Origin of the sequence: Brucella sp. IR068, from assembly GCF_049065885.1 — a bacterium.
Classification (GTDB): domain Bacteria; phylum Pseudomonadota; class Alphaproteobacteria; order Rhizobiales; family Rhizobiaceae; genus Brucella; species Brucella intermedia.
Genome location: NZ_JBAKHE010000002.1, coordinates 130020 through 144855 on the forward strand (window position 1 = coordinate 130020; position 14836 = coordinate 144855).

The window sequence follows — 14836 nt, forward strand, 5'->3', positions numbered from 1 at the left end:
GTGACAGCTTGAACTATCGGTTGCGATTTTCGGAAAGGCAGGCGCGCAGTTTCGGTGGGTGGAGGCATCCTTTGTGGGTCGAGTGGATGCGCACCCCTTTAATGACGGGCCATTTCCGCCGGAAATTAATATTGTCGGCAGAAAATCAAACCTGAATGTCGAGAATTGTTCGATTTTCGGCGATTTTGGGTCAGAATGCCCGATACGTTTGCCGCGTATGCATGCAAGTATCGGTTTCCAAAGGGAGTTTTCGTAGATGATGCGCCAATATGAGCTTGTGGAGCGTGTACAGCGATACAAGCCTGACGTGAATGAGGCGCTTCTTAATAAGGCATATGTCTATGCCATGCAAAAGCATGGCAGTCAGAAACGTGCTTCCGGCGATCCCTATTTTTCCCATCCTCTCGAAGTCGCCGCGATCCTCACCGATATGCATCTCGACGAAGCGACGATTGCGATCGCCCTTCTGCACGATACGATTGAAGACACGACAGCAACCCGACAGGAAATCGATCAGCTTTTCGGCCCCGAAATTGGCAAGCTCGTTGAAGGGCTGACCAAGCTCAAGAAGCTCGACCTCGTTTCAAAGAAGGCTGTGCAGGCGGAAAACCTCCGCAAGCTGCTTCTGGCGATTTCCGAAGATGTCCGCGTGCTTCTCGTCAAGCTGGCGGACCGTCTGCACAATATGCGCACGCTGGGCGTGATGCGGGAAGACAAGCGCCTGCGCATCGCCGAGGAAACGATGGATATCTATGCGCCGCTTGCTGGCCGCATGGGTATGCAGGACATGCGCGAAGAGCTTGAAGAACTTGCTTTCCGCTATATCAACCCGGATGCATGGCGCGCCGTTACGGATCGTCTGGCAGAACTTCTGGAAAAGAATCGCGGCCTGCTGCAGAAGATCGAGAAGGACCTGTCCGAGATTTTTGAAAAGCACGGCATCAAGGCCAGTGTGAAGAGCCGCCAGAAAAAGCCCTGGTCCGTCTTCCGCAAGATGGAAACAAAGGGGCTGTCGTTCGAGCAGCTTTCCGACATTTTCGGCTTCCGTGTCATGGTGGATACGGTGCAGGATTGCTATCGGACGCTTGGTCTTATCCATACGACCTGGTCGATGGTCCCGGGCCGGTTCAAGGATTATATCTCCACGCCAAAGCAGAACGATTACCGGTCGATCCACACCACTATCATCGGTCCGTCGCGCCAACGTGTCGAGTTGCAGATTCGCACGCGCGAAATGGATGAGATCGCCGAATTCGGTGTCGCCGCCCACTCGATCTACAAGGATCGCGGCAGCGCGAACAATCCGCACAAGATCTCCACCGAGACCAATGCTTATGCATGGTTGCGTCAGACGATCGAACAGCTTTCCGAAGGCGACAATCCGGAAGAATTTCTCGAACACACCAAGCTTGAGCTTTTTCAGGATCAGGTCTTCTGCTTCACGCCGAAAGGCCGTCTCATCGCCTTGCCGCGCGGCGCGACCCCGATCGATTTCGCCTATGCCGTTCATACCGACATTGGCGACAGTTGCGTCGGGGCGAAGGTCAATGGCCGCATCATGCCGCTGATGACCGAGCTGAAGAACGGTGACGAAGTGGATATCATCCGTTCCAAGGCACAGGTTCCTCCTGCCGCCTGGGAATCGCTTGTCGCGACCGGCAAGGCGCGCGCCGCCATCCGCCGCGCAACGCGCTCGGCAGTCCGCAAGCAATATTCGGGACTGGGCATGCGCATTCTCGAACGCGCCTTCGAGCGCGCCGGAAAGCCATTCAGCAAGGATATCCTGAAGCCGGGGCTGCCCCGTCTGGCCCGCAAGGATGTCGAGGACGTGCTGGCCGCAGTCGGCCGCGGTGAACTGCCGTCGACCGATGTCGTCAAGGCTGTTTATCCCGACTACCAGGATACACGCGTGACCTCCCAGAACAACCCGGCCAAGACCGGCGAGAAGGGTTGGTTCAACATTCAGAATGCAGCCGGCATGATATTCAAGGTGCCGGAGGGCAGTGAGGACGCGACAAAGTCCGATGCCGACACCGCGCCGAAACCGGGGAAAAAGGCATTGCCGATTCGCGGTACCAATTCGGACCTGCCGGTGCGCTTCGCCCCGGAAGGTGCTGTGCCCGGCGACCGTATCGTCGGTATTCTTCAGCCGGGCGCCGGCATCACGATCTATCCGATCCAGTCGCCCGCGCTGACAGCCTATGACGATCAGCCGGAGCGCTGGATCGATGTGCGCTGGGACATTGACGAGCAGATGAGCGAGCGTTTCCCTGCGCGCGTCAGCGTGTCGGCCATCAACTCGCCGGGCTCGCTGGCCGAGATCGCGCAGATTGTGGCGGCCAACGACGCGAATATTCACAATCTTTCCATGGTGCGCACCGCACCGGATTTCACCGAGATGATTATCGATGTCGAGGTTTGGGACCTCAAGCATCTCAACCGTATCATTTCCCAATTGAAAGAAAGCGCGAGCGTCAGCGGCGCGAAACGCGTGAACGGATAGGACTAAGATGAACACCGAAGATGTGCTTGCCGTCTTCCGCGAAGCGGGAGCGATCCTTGAAGGCCACTTTATTCTCACATCAGGCCTGCGCAGCCCCGTTTTTCTTCAAAAGGCGCGCGTTTTCATGCACGCCGACAAGACGGAAAAGCTCTGCAAGGCACTGGCGGCAAAAATCGAGGCGGCCAATCTCGGGGCCATCGATTACGTGGTCGGCCCGGCGATTGGCGGCCTGATTCCTTCCTATGAGACCTCGCGTCATCTGCGCGTCCCGTCGGTCTGGGTGGAGCGCGAGAACGGGGTGTTCCGCCTGCGGCGTTTCGATGTGCCGAAAGGCGCGCGCGTCGTCATCGTGGAAGATATCGTCACGACAGGGCTTTCCATTCGCGAAACCATCGACTGCATGAAGAACCTCGGTATCGAAGTCGTGGCTGCGGCCTGCATCGTCGACCGCTCGGCGGGAAAGGCCGATGTCGGCACGAGGTTGATTTCGCTCGCCGAATATGAAGTTCCAGCCTATCCCGCGGATAAATTGCCGCCGGAGCTTGCTGCAATACCGGCTGTGAAGCCCGGTAGCCGCAACATTTAAGCAGGCCAGCCGACGGCTTTCCACACGCTGCAGGGGAGGATACACCCCTGCGGCGAAATTCCGCTTTGCGGGACGCGTTCTAGTTACCTATTTAGGGGGTGTCGCGAAGACACCCTTCCGGCCCCGTAAACAGGATTCCATCGTGAGTGTAGCGCCTATCATATTCGATCCCAGGTCGCCTTATCGTGCGCCATGTGGGGTATGCGTGGATTGCGATGTTCGGCGGATGGCGGTTTGTGCTGCGCTGGACGATGGGGATCTCGGCGCTCTGGAAGCAATCATGACCTCCAAGCGGCTTGATGCCAATGAGCAGCTGGTGGAGGAGGGCGAGCCGAAGCGTCGTGTCTTCAGCCTGACTTCCGGTATGCTGCGCATCTATACGTCGCTTCCCGATGGGCGTCGGCAGATTGCGGGTTTCCTGTTCCCCGGCGATTATCTCGGTCTGGCTGACGACGAGACTTACTCCCAGTCGGTCGAGGCTGTGGTGCCATCGGTCCTGTGCGCCTTTTCCACCAGGGAAATGGACGACCTGATGGAGCGTTTTCCCAGGCTGAAGGAGCGCCTGCATCAGATGACGCGGGCCGCACTTCGCACGGCGCGCGACAACCAACTGGTTCTCGGTCGCCTTGCGCCGGTGGAAAAGCTCGCGAGCTTCCTACTGGTTCTTTCCGCCCGTGCGGAAAAGCGCGGTGAGAAGCCCAACCCCGTTCATCTTTCGATGAACCGTACCGACATTGCCGACTATCTAGGCTTGACGATCGAAACCGTCAGCCGCAGCTTCACAAAGCTGAAAACCCAGGGCCTGATTCAGTTGATAGACGCCAATACGGTGGAAATCCTGTCCCGCCGGTCGCTGGCGGCTGTTGCGGGAATGGACCCGGAGAGCCTTTAGGGCTTTCCAGCAAAATTTCTGAGAAAATACTCTGATTTCGAGCCATCGCCGGGCCTATTTGCGTTGATTCAAATCAATGCGGAGTCCGGCGGAACAGCCTATTCCTGACCATGGAAGTTGACGCGGCCTTGAGGGTCGCGCCGTTCAGAATGGGGAAAACAGGTGCTGTTGTGGCTGGGAATTGCAATATCGGCTGTCATGCATGCGGGCTTCCTTGCCGCATCATGCCGTCTTGCCCCGCAGAATGTCGCCCCGGTTCGGGTGTGCGTATCCCCGGACGGGCTTCGCCGGAGCGCCCAACGCTTAAGGTGGACGCGCTATGCATGAAGAAGCGATAAGACGCTACGCGGCGTTGGCGGTTCCCAGATATACATCCTTTCCAACGGCTGCGGATTTCATACCGGTAGGTGTCGAGACGACGCATCGCTGGCTGCGCCAGATCGGGCCGGAGGAAAGTGTCTCCCTTTACATCCATGTGCCTTATTGTCGGCAGTTGTGCCATTACTGCGGTTGCCACGCAAAAATGGCTGTCCGCAACGATGTGGTCGAGAATTTCTGTACCGCTCTGCTGAGCGAAATCGAGACCGTCAGCAAGAGCTTGACCGCGCGGCCGAACGTCGTCCATCTTCATTGGGGCGGGGGGACGCCCTCGATCTTGAACCCGCGCCAGTTTACCAGCATTCTGGCTGCACTGCGCGTGGCGTTCGACTTTTCGCCCGAGATGGAACATGCCATCGAGCTTGATCCGCGCACCGTCACGCCACAGCTCGCCCGTACGCTTTCGCTCATGGGCGTCAATCGCGCCAGCCTCGGCGTGCAGGATATCGACGCCGAGGTTCAGAAAGCCATCGGTCGCATCCAGCCGATAGAGACGGTTGCCAAGGCCGCGAGCCTTCTGCGCGAAGTCGGTATCGATCGGCTCAACTTCGATCTCATCTATGGCCTGCCGTTGCAGACGGTGGAGACATTGCGCGAGACCTGCGAAAAGGTTGCCGCGCTCAAGCCTGATCGCGTTGCCTGCTACGGCTATGCGCATCTTCCGCAGCGCCGCGCCAATCAGCGCCTCATCGATGCGAGCCTCCTGCCGGATGCCGATGAACGCTTCGCGCAGGCGCGCGTCGTCGCGGAAAGCTTCATCGGTTTCGGTTATGAACCTGTGGGGATCGACCATTATGCATTGCCGGACGACAGTTTGGCCGTTGCCGCGCGCAACGGCACGCTGCACCGCAATTTCCAGGGCTATACGGATGATCGCTGCCAGACTTTGATCGGCCTGGGTCCGTCATCGATTTCGCAGTTCCCCGGCGGCTATGCCCAGAATATCTCGGACGTGACGCAATATTCAAAACGCGTCCAAGCGGGTGAACTTGCAACGGTTCGCGGCTATGCCATGCGCGAAAGCGACCGTATCCGCGCCGGTATCATCACAGCGTTGATGTGCAATTTCCGGGTCGATCTGAACATGACGGCGCCGGGCGTGGAGTTTTCCGACGAAATGGCCCTGTTGCGCCCTCTGGTCGCGGACGGATTGGTGGAAATCCGTGGCGGGGTCATCAGCGCGACAAGCGACGGCAAGCCGCTGATCCGTCTGGTTGCTGCTGCTTTTGATGAATTTCGCAGGGAGACGATGCACGGCTTCAGTTTTGCCGTCTGAACTTGCGCTGGAACAAAGAGGTAGAGCGAAAGAAGCTCTATCAAAAGAATGCTGCTGCACCGGGCCGTCAAAAGGTCAGTGGCATGGGAGCACCGCCGTTGGGGGACGTGCGGTGCTCCACTATTTTAGAGCACAGCCCGGAAGCCGGAGGGCTTTCGGGCTGTGCGTTTAAGGGTCAGGCTTTGCGGTTCTTTTCGAGCTTTGGCAGGAAAATCGTCAGCAACCCAAGCAGGGGCAGATACGAGCAGATGTTGTAAACATACTCGATGCCCTTCTGGTCAGCCACGACGCCGAGGACGGCGGCTGCAATACCGGCCATGCCGAATGCGAAGCCGAAGAACAGGCCCGACACCATGCCGACGCGTCCCGGCAGCAATTCCTGTGCGAATACCACGATGGCCGGGAAGGCCGAGGCGAGGATCAGGCCGATGATGACCGTCAGGACAGCCGTCATTTCGAGGTTGGCATAGGGCAGGGCAAGCGTGAACGGCAGGACGCCGAGGATCGATGCCCAGATCACCTTGCGCGCACCGATCTTGTCACCGATGGGGCCGCCGATGATCGTTCCTGCGGCAACCGCGCCGAGGAATAGGAACAGAAGCAACTGCGATGACTGCACCGACACGCCGAAGTGGCTGATGGTGTAGAAGGTGTAATAGCTCGTCAGGCTGGCCATGTAGATGTACTTGGTGAAGACCAGCATCGCCAGAACGCCAATCGAGACGAGAACCTTGTTGCGCGGCAGCGGAAGGGTCTTGTCCGGCTTTGCCTTGCTGGCATTGGCAATCCGGTAGCGATTGTACCAGTTGCTCACATACCAGAGCAGCATCATGCCGATCAGCGCGGCAACGGAGAACCAGGACACGCTGATCTGGCCGAACGGCAGAACGATGAACGCTGCCAGAAGAGGGCCGATCGACGAGCCGAAATTACCGCCCACCTGGAACAGGGACTGCGCAAAGCCATGTCGTCCACCCGAGGCGAGACGTGCGACACGGGCCGCTTCGGGATGGAAAACAGATGAGCCGAAGCCGACGAAGGCCGCACCCAGAAGCAGGATCGAATAATGATGCGCGGTCGCCAGAAAGACGAGGCCGACAAGCGTGCAACCCATGCCGAAGGGCAGGGAATAAGGCATCGGCTTGCGGTCTGTGTAGATACCCACCAGTGGCTGCAGGATCGATGCCGTCATCTGGAAGGTGAACGTCAGAAGTCCGATCTGCCAGAATGACAGGCTGTAATTGTCCTTCAGCATCGGATAGATGGCCGGAAGGAGCGACTGCATCATGTCGTTCAGGAAGTGGCCCATGCTAGTGGCCAGAATAATGGCGAGGACAGTATTGTCCGCGCCGCTGTTTGATGGCTGCTGTGCAGCACTCATGCTCATACTGCTACTCCGAAGATGGAAGTCAGTCTTCTGGTGTATTTCCTGCCGATACTATCTGACAGCTGGAAACGAGACCTCAAGGAAATTGCGGGGCTTTGATGAGAAACCAGCGAAAATTTGCGAATTTGATGTCTGAACAGGCACGTGTCCTGCTCAAACGTCAAATTCATTCCGCCAGCGAATGTCGCGACCCATTCTCAGCACGCTATTAATAGGACTATTGCCTCTCGCCCGCTTTCGTGATTTGGTCCAATAGTTTCGAGAGTGGGCCAAACAAGGGGCAGAGCTGCAATGAAACCGAAGTCGCCGCCGGGCCTGCTGCTTCCGGGAAGCGAGGAACTGCAGAAGTTCCACGAGCAGCGCATTGCCATGCTGGAAGGCATGAGCGGGCCAGTGATTGCCCTGCCGACGCGCTATCCCGATGGCTATTTCGTGCCGCGCCACCGTCACAGCCGGGCGCAGCTTCTTTGCGCTTCCCAGGGGGTGGTGCTGGTGACGACCGACGCTGGACGCTGGATGATCCCGAGCGATCACGCCATGTGGATACCGGCGGGTGTGGAGCATTCGGTCGAAATCCTCGGCGAAGTCTTCATGCGGTCGATCTATATCTGCGTCGATGCCGTGTCCGGCGTGCCGGATTATCTTCATGTGGTCGGGCTGACCGACCTGATGCGGTGCCTCATAACCGATGCAACGGCGCAGGACAGCACGCCGGAACCGGACAGTCGCGATGCTCTAGTGATCGAGCTTATATTGCGGGACCTTCACACATTGCCGCAGCGCTCGTTGGGGCTGCCTTTTCCATCCGATCCGCGCTTGCAGAAACTATGCCGGGAATTCGTGAAAAAGCCTTCTTCACGCGCCACAATTGACGACTGGGCGGACAGAATGGCGATGAGCCGACGCTCGTTCACCCGGCATTTCCAGCGGGAAACCGGCGTAAGCCTTTCGGTCTGGCGCCAGCAGGCATGCCTCTTCGCTGCGGTCCCACGCCTCACGGAAGGGGAAGCGGTGACGAGCGTGGCGCTGGATCTGGGATATGACAGCGTTTCCGCTTTCACGACGATGTTCCGCAGGATGCTCGGAGTTTCGCCGCGGTTCTATCTGCCGCGGCTGGATACTGTTCCGTTTGAACGCAGCGATAGCGTCGCGGCGGAATAATAACAATTGTCTCTGCGATTGGAGCGCATTAATAGGGCCACATGCTTTTTCAACGCCGTAATCCCCCGACCAGAAAAGAGCGCCTGAGGCTTCTGGTCTGGCCGCGCCGCTCCTTCTCCCGTTCCCTCCGGTACGGTGGCAAGCGGATTCTGCGCATCACTGCCTCGCCCCATGCCGTGGCCGCCGGCCTGGCAGTCGGCGTGTTCTCGGCCTTTACGCCCTTCTTCGGCTTCCATCTCATCATCACAATCGTGCTGGCTTATGTCCTTGCCGGAAATATCGCGGCTGCGGCCCTTGGCACGACACTTGCCAACCCCCTGACGCTGCCGTTCATCTGGGGGAGCACGTTCGAGCTTGGCCGCTTCATCATGAATGGAAGCATCGATGATGCGCCGCCGATCCATCTGGGGCGGGCCCTGGAAACCATGCGTTTCGATGAAATCTGGACCCCGCTCCTGAAGCCCATGCTGTTCGGTTCCACCATTCTGGGTGCTGCATTCGCCGTCGTGGTCTATTTTGTCACCCGGTTTGCGGTTTCGGCTTTCCGTCGCCGCCGTATCGAACGTCTTGCGGAAAAGCACCGCCTGCACCGCGCACAGGAGCCCCAGAAAGTATGATTGTCGGGATTGGCAGCGACCTCATCGATATTCGCCGTGTCGAAAGTGCGCTTGAACGGCATGGCGACCGTTTCCGCAACCGGGTCTTTACAGAGGTCGAGCAGAAGAAATCGGATGGACGCAAGCAGCGCGCCGCATCTTATGCGAAGCGTTTCGCGGCGAAGGAAGCCTGCGCCAAGGCGCTGGGAACCGGAATAGCCCAGGGCGTGTTCTGGCGCGACATGGGCGTGGTCAACGCTCCTTCCGGAAAGCCCACGATGCATCTAACCGGCGGTGCGGCGAAACAGTTGCAAAAACTCTTGCCCGCTGGAACGCGCGCCGCCATACATCTGACAATTACCGATGATTTTCCTCTCGCTCAGGCCTTCGTTATCATCGAAGCCCTGCCTGAGACGGAATAATTGTGATTGTGGCAGATAACTCCTGCTCATAATCGTGCGATAAACCCGCGTTCTGCGGGCGGCGTGATTGCGTCATCCATTCATAGTCGTTATTAGATCGCGTTATCGGAAGCGGAGATACAATGAGCGTGTCCAGCAAGAGTGAGACAAAAAAATCCGGCGGCCTTGGCGAAACCATCAGCGTTATCGTGCAGGCGCTGCTGCTGGCACTGGTCATCCGCACCCTTCTTTTCCAGCCTTTCAGCATACCGTCCGGCTCGATGCGCCCAACGCTTCTGGAAGGCGATTATCTGTTCGTGTCGAAATATGCCTATGGCTATTCGCGCTATTCGCTTCCGTTCGGACTGGACCTGTTTTCGGGCCGTATCTGGAGCGCGGAGCCGAAGCGCGGCGACGTGGTGGTGTTCAAGCTGCCAAGCGACCCATCGGTCGATTATATCAAGCGCGTGATCGGCCTGCCGGGCGACCGCGTGCAGATGCGCGGCGGCGTGCTCTATATCAACGATCAGGCGGTCAAGCGCGAGCGGATCGGCGCGATCGATAATCCCGATGTGACCGAGCAGAACCGTCCGGTCGATGTCTATCGGGAAACCCTGCCGGAAGGCGTGACCTATGATACGCTTGATCTCGCACCGAATTCCATCGGTGACGATACGCGCGTCTTTGAAGTTCCCGCCGGTCATTTCTTCATGATGGGCGACAACCGCGACAACTCGCTCGACAGCCGCTTCAGCGTTGGCTACGTGCCGTTTGAAAATCTTGTCGGACGCGCGAACATCATCTTCTTCTCCATCGCCGACAAGGCGAGCCCGCTTGAAATCTGGAAATGGCCGACTGAAGTACGCTTTGGCCGACTGTTCAGTTCAGTTGCAGGCACACCGCATACAGCCGTAACCGGAAATTGAAATGGCTTCGGCAAATCAGGCAGCAGCAATTCTGGAAGAGCGCACTGGACACCGTTTTCTCAACGTGAAGCGGCTGGATCGTGCGCTCACCCACTCAAGTGTGCAAGCGCCCTCGCGGGCAAATTATGAACGTCTCGAATTTCTCGGCGACCGCGTTCTGGGACTGACGGTCGCGGAAATGCTGTACGACGAGTTTCCGGAAGCGTCCGAAGGCGAATTGTCGGTTCGTCTCAATGCGCTGGTGAACGCGGAAACCTGTGCGGCGATTGCCGACGAGATCGGGCTTGCCGATCTCATCCATACGGGTTCCGATATAAAATCATTGAATGACAAACGCCTTTTGAACGTGCGCGCCGATGTCGTGGAGGCGCTGATCGCCACGATCTATCTGGATGGCGGACTGGACGCCGTGCGTCCCTTCGTCAAGCGCTTCTGGAAGAAACGGTCTTTGCAAACCGGGGCCGCCCGCCGCGACGCCAAGACGGAATTGCAGGAATGGGCGCATCAGCAGGGCAATGTCCACCCTGCCTATTCGATCATCAGCCGCACCGGCCCGGACCATGATCCGCTGTTCATGGTAGAGGTGACGGTCAAGGGCTTTGCTGCGGAAACGGGCGAGGGCCGTTCAAAACGGATAGCCGAGCAGCACGCGGCGGAAGCGATGCTTTATCGTGAAGGCGTCTGGAAGCGTGACAATCCGGCTTGATGCAAGAATTGGCAAATTTTAAATCGTGATCGGTTATAATGGTCTGATACGGATAATGCCGCTTTCACGAGCAGTTTTGTCGTATCTGGGACGTCGTGCGCTGGAGGACGGCGGCGTTCCGCAAGGAAATATCGTCTGGAAGGATAAACAATGAATAATCGGACGACGCCGGCTGACGGCGAAAACGAAGCAGGACAAACCCGTTCCGGCTTCGTGGCGTTGATAGGGGCGCCGAATGCGGGGAAATCCACACTGGTCAATCAGCTTGTGGGAACAAAGGTTTCTATCGTCACGCATAAGGTGCAGACCACACGCGCGCTCGTGCGCGGCATATTCATCGAAGGTCCGGCGCAGATCGTTCTGGTGGACACGCCGGGGATTTTCCGCCCGAAGCGCAGGCTCGACCGCGCCATGGTCACCACGGCCTGGGGCGGCGCCAAGGATGCCGACATCATTCTGGTCCTTCTCGATTCGCAAGGCGGCTTGAACGAGAATGCCGAAGCGCTGCTTTCGAGCATGAAGGATGTGCGCCAGAAGAAGGTTCTGGTGCTCAACAAGGTAGATCGCGTCGATCCGCCGGTTCTGCTGGATCTCGCCCGCAAGGCCAACGAGCTTGTCGCATTCGACCAGACTTTCATGGTCTCGGCCTTGAACGGCTCCGGCTGCAAGGATCTGGCGAAATATCTGGCCGACAATGTTCCGAATGGTCCATGGTACTATCCGGAAGACCAGATCTCCGACATGCCGATGCGCCAGCTCGCAGCCGAGATCACCCGCGAAAAGCTTTACCTGCGCCTGCACGAGGAACTTCCCTATGCGTCGACCGTGGAAACGGAGCGCTGGGAAGAACGCAAGGACGGTTCCGTTCGCATCGAGCAGGTCATCTATGTCGAGCGCGAGAGCCAGAAGAAGATCGTGCTCGGTCACAAGGGCGAGACGATCAAGGCGATCGGACAATCCGCACGCAAGGAAATCTCCGAAATACTGGAACAGACGGTTCATCTCTTCCTTTTCGTAAAAGTGCGTGAGAACTGGGGTAACGACCCGGAACGCTATCGCGAGATGGGTCTTGATTTCCCAACCTAGATTATAACACTGGTGACCATGGAATGGCGCGATGAAGGCATAATTCTCGGGACACGACGCCATGGCGAGACAAGCGCCATCGTGGAAGTGATGACCCGTGAGCATGGCCGCCATATGGGAATGGTGCGCGGCGGGCGTTCCCGCCGCATGCAGCCTCTGCTGCAACCGGGCAATCATGTGGATGTGACATGGTGGGCGCGGCTGGATGAGCATATGGGCAGCTTTACCATCGAACCGCTGGAGTTTGCTGCCGCCCGCCTCATCGAAACGCCAGTGGCGCTTTACGGCATCCAGCTTGCGGCTTCACACCTGCGTCTTTTGCCCGAGCGCGACCCGCATCGCGGTCTTTATGAGACGCTTCGGCTCATCATCGAACATTTCGACGATCCGCTTGCGTCAGGCGAACTGGTATTGCGCTTTGAAGTTATGATGCTGGAAGAGCTGGGCTTCGGCCTAGATCTGAAGGAATGCGCCGCGACCGGCGTCAAGGAAGACCTGATCTATGTCTCGCCAAAATCGGGGCGTGCGGTCTGCCGCGAAGTGGGTGCGCCTTGGGCCGACAAGCTCCTGCTTTTGCCGGGTTTCGTCAACAATACTGCCGTTCGCGCAGCATCCTATGACGACATAGACCATGCCTTTACGATGACAGGCTATTTTCTGATGCGGCACGTCTGGGAACCACGGGCGATAACGCCACCCGATGCGCGGGGCGGGTTCCTGAACGCCCTCGGTCGGGCGATCAATGCCTAGAGCATTTCCAGCAAAAGTGTGAAACGGCTTTGCGTTGGATAATGCGATAAAACAAATAGTTAGAGCGGTTCCGGCGATTCTGTTAGAACAGGAACCGCTCTAGTCGCCTGATTCCGACATTTGCATCCCTCGAATATGAGCGCTGAGCAAATGCCGGAATCAAAAAGACCACTAGTAACTTTATGAATCTGGTGGATTTACAGGCAGGCTGAAAACCTCGCCTTCAAAGGCATCTGCTCCGCGCCCGATCGCGCGTATGGCTGCAACCATCCGCCCCTGACGCCCCAAAATTTCGTCTGCGAGCGCCACCAGCCGGATATTTGGCGTCGCGGAAGGAGAGAGGCTGCGAATAATCGCGGCAAGCTCGTTTTCACCCAGTTCCGGGTTCAAAGCGGAAGCTGCGATGTAAGCCGCCGCCGTGGAACGGGAAATACCAGCATAACAGTGGATGAGCAACGGCGCATCCATGGGCCAGACCTTTGCGAAGTCGAGAAGCGCACGCACATGGCTTTCATCGGGGGCAACCAGTCCCTCGCGCGGTTCAACAATATCGTTGAATGTCAGCGTGAGACGGTTGGCATCATGGCCATCAGGCAAGGCTGCCGGGGCCTCGCTTCCCAGCGTCACGACATGGCTTGGCCGGTGCAATGCGAGTTGCGCCGCCAGTTGCGACAAGGGCGTCACGACGATCAGACTCATCGGTTCTGCCGTGCTTCTTCCAGTGCCGCAAACCGTGCGAGGAAATCCGTCTGCACCTCCTGTGTGGGGCGGGGTGTTATGTCCAGCCCTGCCGGATCGAAACCGCGCGGACGGCCGAAATATTTGACGGCTTCCGCCTCGGTGAAACCTGCGAGCCGCGTGGCCTCAAAGAAGGCTGCGACCTGATCGGCGCGCTTGATGAGCGTCTTGAGTTGGGCGGGAACGGTTATGGGTAGAGAAAAACGCAGGTGAATGGCGTTTTCCAGCCGCGTTTCGATCATCTTGTAGTTGCCGCCCATCACCGCCTTGAAGGGTGAAATCATGTCGCCGATCACATATTCCGGCGCGTCGTGCAGAAGCGAGAGTAGCTGCCACTCGATGCTGGCGTCAGGCACCAGTCGGGTGAATATCTGGTTCACCAGCAGCGAATGCTGGGCAACGGAAAATGCGTGTTCACCGACAGTCTGCCCGTTCCACCGCGCCACGCGGGCGAGACCATGGGCTATATCCTCTATCTCGACATCGAGCGGCGACGGGTCTAGCAGGTCAAGGCGCCGCCCCGACAACATGCGTTGCCAGGCGCGCGTCTTGCCGGAAGATCGGTCGGCGCTTGCCATCAGGCGTTACCTGCTTCGGCTTCCGGAAACCCGAACCGCACATGCGGCGGCAAGGTGAGCGTTACGGGCGTCTCGCCCGCCAGAACGGTGCTGCCGGCATCCATTGCATCCTTGACGCGATCAATGCGCACAAGTGCGATGCCGACCATATCGGCCGAACTTCCCATCGTGCCGATCTCGCGCCCGTCCACAGTAATCGGTGTGCCCATTGGCGGAAGAGGGACTTCGGAACGTGCCACCAGAACGCGCCGTCTGGCCGTGCCGCGATGCTGCATCCGGGAAACGACTTCCTGTCCGATGAAACAGCCTTTCGGAAAGGAGACGCCGCCCGTCTGGTCGAAATTGACGTCATGCGGGAAGACGTCATTGTAAGCGAAATCCGTTTCACCTTCCGCTATGCCATGTTCCGCCCGCAGCTTTGTCCACGCGCTCTGGTCGGTCGTGCCATCTGCGCGGCCATAAATCCGGCGGACATTCAGTTCAGCCGGAAAGCGGCTGTCGCGCTTGATTGAATCATCTTGTGAAGGCGGTGAATCACCTTGCCAGGAAACGCTGACAAGTGATTCTGGCTGCTGGGTTATCTCGGCTTTCGCGCGCAGCCTGTAGAGGGTGATCCGCTTGATGAAATCGGCGGCAACGCTTGCCGGAAGATCGAAGCGCAAGCCGCCATCGATGCGTGAAACGAGAAAATCGAACAGGATTTTCCCTTGTGGAATGAGCAATGCTCCGGGTTTCAGGTCGTCCGGTCCGAGTTTGTCGAGATCGGTGGTGATCACCGCCTGCAGGAATTTTTCCGCTTCCTCGCCCGTGATATGAACCAACGCCCTGTTGGAAAGATTTACCGTTTCAGCTGCCGTCGTCATCGCTTCGTC

General features: G+C 58.2%; 15 protein-coding genes. 11 read left to right on the forward strand and 4 right to left on the reverse strand.

What is annotated here, in order from left to right:
* Nucleotides 1-256: 256 nt before the first annotated feature.
* The 4 genes from ACOWVS_RS03520 to hemN all read left to right on the forward strand — a co-directional run bounded on the left by ACOWVS_RS03520 (nt 257) and on the right by hemN (nt 5635).
* Nucleotides 257-2503 carry a RelA/SpoT family protein gene (locus tag ACOWVS_RS03520; RefSeq protein WP_075041628.1) on the forward strand — a complete coding sequence of 749 codons (2247 nt, stop codon included), beginning with the start codon at nt 257-259 and terminating at the stop codon, nt 2501-2503.
* 7 nt (nt 2504-2510) lie between these two features.
* Nucleotides 2511-3089 carry an orotate phosphoribosyltransferase gene (pyrE, locus tag ACOWVS_RS03525; RefSeq protein ID WP_006466381.1) on the forward strand — a complete coding sequence of 193 codons (579 nt, stop codon included), beginning with the start codon at nt 2511-2513 and terminating at the stop codon, nt 3087-3089.
* Between the two features lie 226 nt (nt 3090-3315).
* Nucleotides 3316-3981 (forward strand): helix-turn-helix domain-containing protein, encoded by a 666-nt coding sequence (locus ACOWVS_RS03530; protein WP_210268934.1) that lies wholly within the window; start codon nt 3316-3318, stop codon nt 3979-3981.
* A gap of 319 nt (nt 3982-4300) precedes the next feature.
* Nucleotides 4301-5635: an oxygen-independent coproporphyrinogen III oxidase gene (gene hemN / locus ACOWVS_RS03535; protein WP_006466383.1), complete on the forward strand. Its 1335-nt coding sequence runs from the start codon at nt 4301-4303 to the stop codon at nt 5633-5635.
* Between the two features lie 175 nt (nt 5636-5810).
* Here the strand turns inward: hemN and ACOWVS_RS03540 are convergent, their stop codons facing one another.
* Nucleotides 5811-7022 (reverse strand): MFS transporter, encoded by a 1212-nt coding sequence (locus ACOWVS_RS03540; protein WP_006466384.1) that lies wholly within the window; start codon nt 7020-7022, stop codon nt 5811-5813.
* Between the two features lie 291 nt (nt 7023-7313).
* Here ACOWVS_RS03540 and ACOWVS_RS03545 point away from each other — a divergent pair, with 291 nt between their 5' ends.
* The 7 genes from ACOWVS_RS03545 (at nt 7314) to recO (ending at nt 12648) form a co-directional block, all read left to right on the forward strand.
* Nucleotides 7314-8183, forward strand: coding sequence for an AraC family transcriptional regulator (locus ACOWVS_RS03545; RefSeq protein ID WP_006472322.1), 870 nt, complete (start codon nt 7314-7316; stop codon nt 8181-8183).
* A gap of 41 nt (nt 8184-8224) precedes the next feature.
* Nucleotides 8225-8800, forward strand: a complete 576-nt coding sequence (bspA, locus tag ACOWVS_RS03550) for a type IV secretion system effector BspA (protein WP_075041629.1) — start codon at nt 8225-8227, stop codon at nt 8798-8800.
* Nucleotides 8797-9201: a holo-ACP synthase gene (acpS, locus tag ACOWVS_RS03555; RefSeq protein WP_006466387.1), complete on the forward strand. Its 405-nt coding sequence runs from the start codon at nt 8797-8799 to the stop codon at nt 9199-9201. Before bspA ends, acpS begins: the two co-directional genes overlap by 4 nt.
* A 122-nt stretch (nt 9202-9323) precedes the next feature.
* Entirely contained in the window at nt 9324-10106 is a 783-nt protein-coding gene (gene lepB, locus ACOWVS_RS03560; RefSeq protein WP_075041630.1) for a signal peptidase I, read from the forward strand.
* Nucleotide 10107: 1 nt separating this feature from the next.
* Nucleotides 10108-10812 (forward strand): ribonuclease III, encoded by a 705-nt coding sequence (gene rnc / locus ACOWVS_RS03565; protein WP_006466389.1) that lies wholly within the window; start codon nt 10108-10110, stop codon nt 10810-10812.
* Nucleotides 10813-10962: 150 nt separating this feature from the next.
* Nucleotides 10963-11898, forward strand: a complete 936-nt coding sequence (gene era, locus ACOWVS_RS03570) for a GTPase Era (protein ID WP_006466390.1) — start codon at nt 10963-10965, stop codon at nt 11896-11898.
* Nucleotides 11899-11916: 18 nt separating this feature from the next.
* The gene (recO, locus tag ACOWVS_RS03575; protein ID WP_006472327.1) at nt 11917-12648 is read left to right on the forward strand and encodes a DNA repair protein RecO; all 732 of its coding nucleotides are present in this window, start codon (nt 11917-11919) and stop codon (nt 12646-12648) included.
* Nucleotides 12649-12828: 180 nt separating this feature from the next.
* On the opposite strand, the gene ACOWVS_RS03580 is transcribed toward recO, so the two are convergent.
* The 3 genes from ACOWVS_RS03580 to ACOWVS_RS03590 are packed head-to-tail and all read right to left on the reverse strand — an operon-like array spanning nt 12829 to nt 14827.
* Nucleotides 12829-13347: a tyrosine phosphatase family protein gene (locus tag ACOWVS_RS03580; RefSeq protein WP_006466392.1), complete on the reverse strand. Its 519-nt coding sequence runs from the start codon at nt 13345-13347 to the stop codon at nt 12829-12831.
* Nucleotides 13344-13964 (reverse strand): YfbR-like 5'-deoxynucleotidase, encoded by a 621-nt coding sequence (locus ACOWVS_RS03585; protein ID WP_006466393.1) that lies wholly within the window; start codon nt 13962-13964, stop codon nt 13344-13346. Before ACOWVS_RS03585 ends, ACOWVS_RS03580 begins: the two co-directional genes overlap by 4 nt.
* A complete protein-coding gene (locus ACOWVS_RS03590; RefSeq protein ID WP_039852454.1) occupies nt 13964-14827 on the reverse strand; it encodes a YgfZ/GcvT domain-containing protein in 864 nt (287 codons plus the stop codon). Before ACOWVS_RS03590 ends, ACOWVS_RS03585 begins: the two co-directional genes overlap by 1 nt.
* Between the last annotated feature and the right edge of the window lie 9 nt (nt 14828-14836).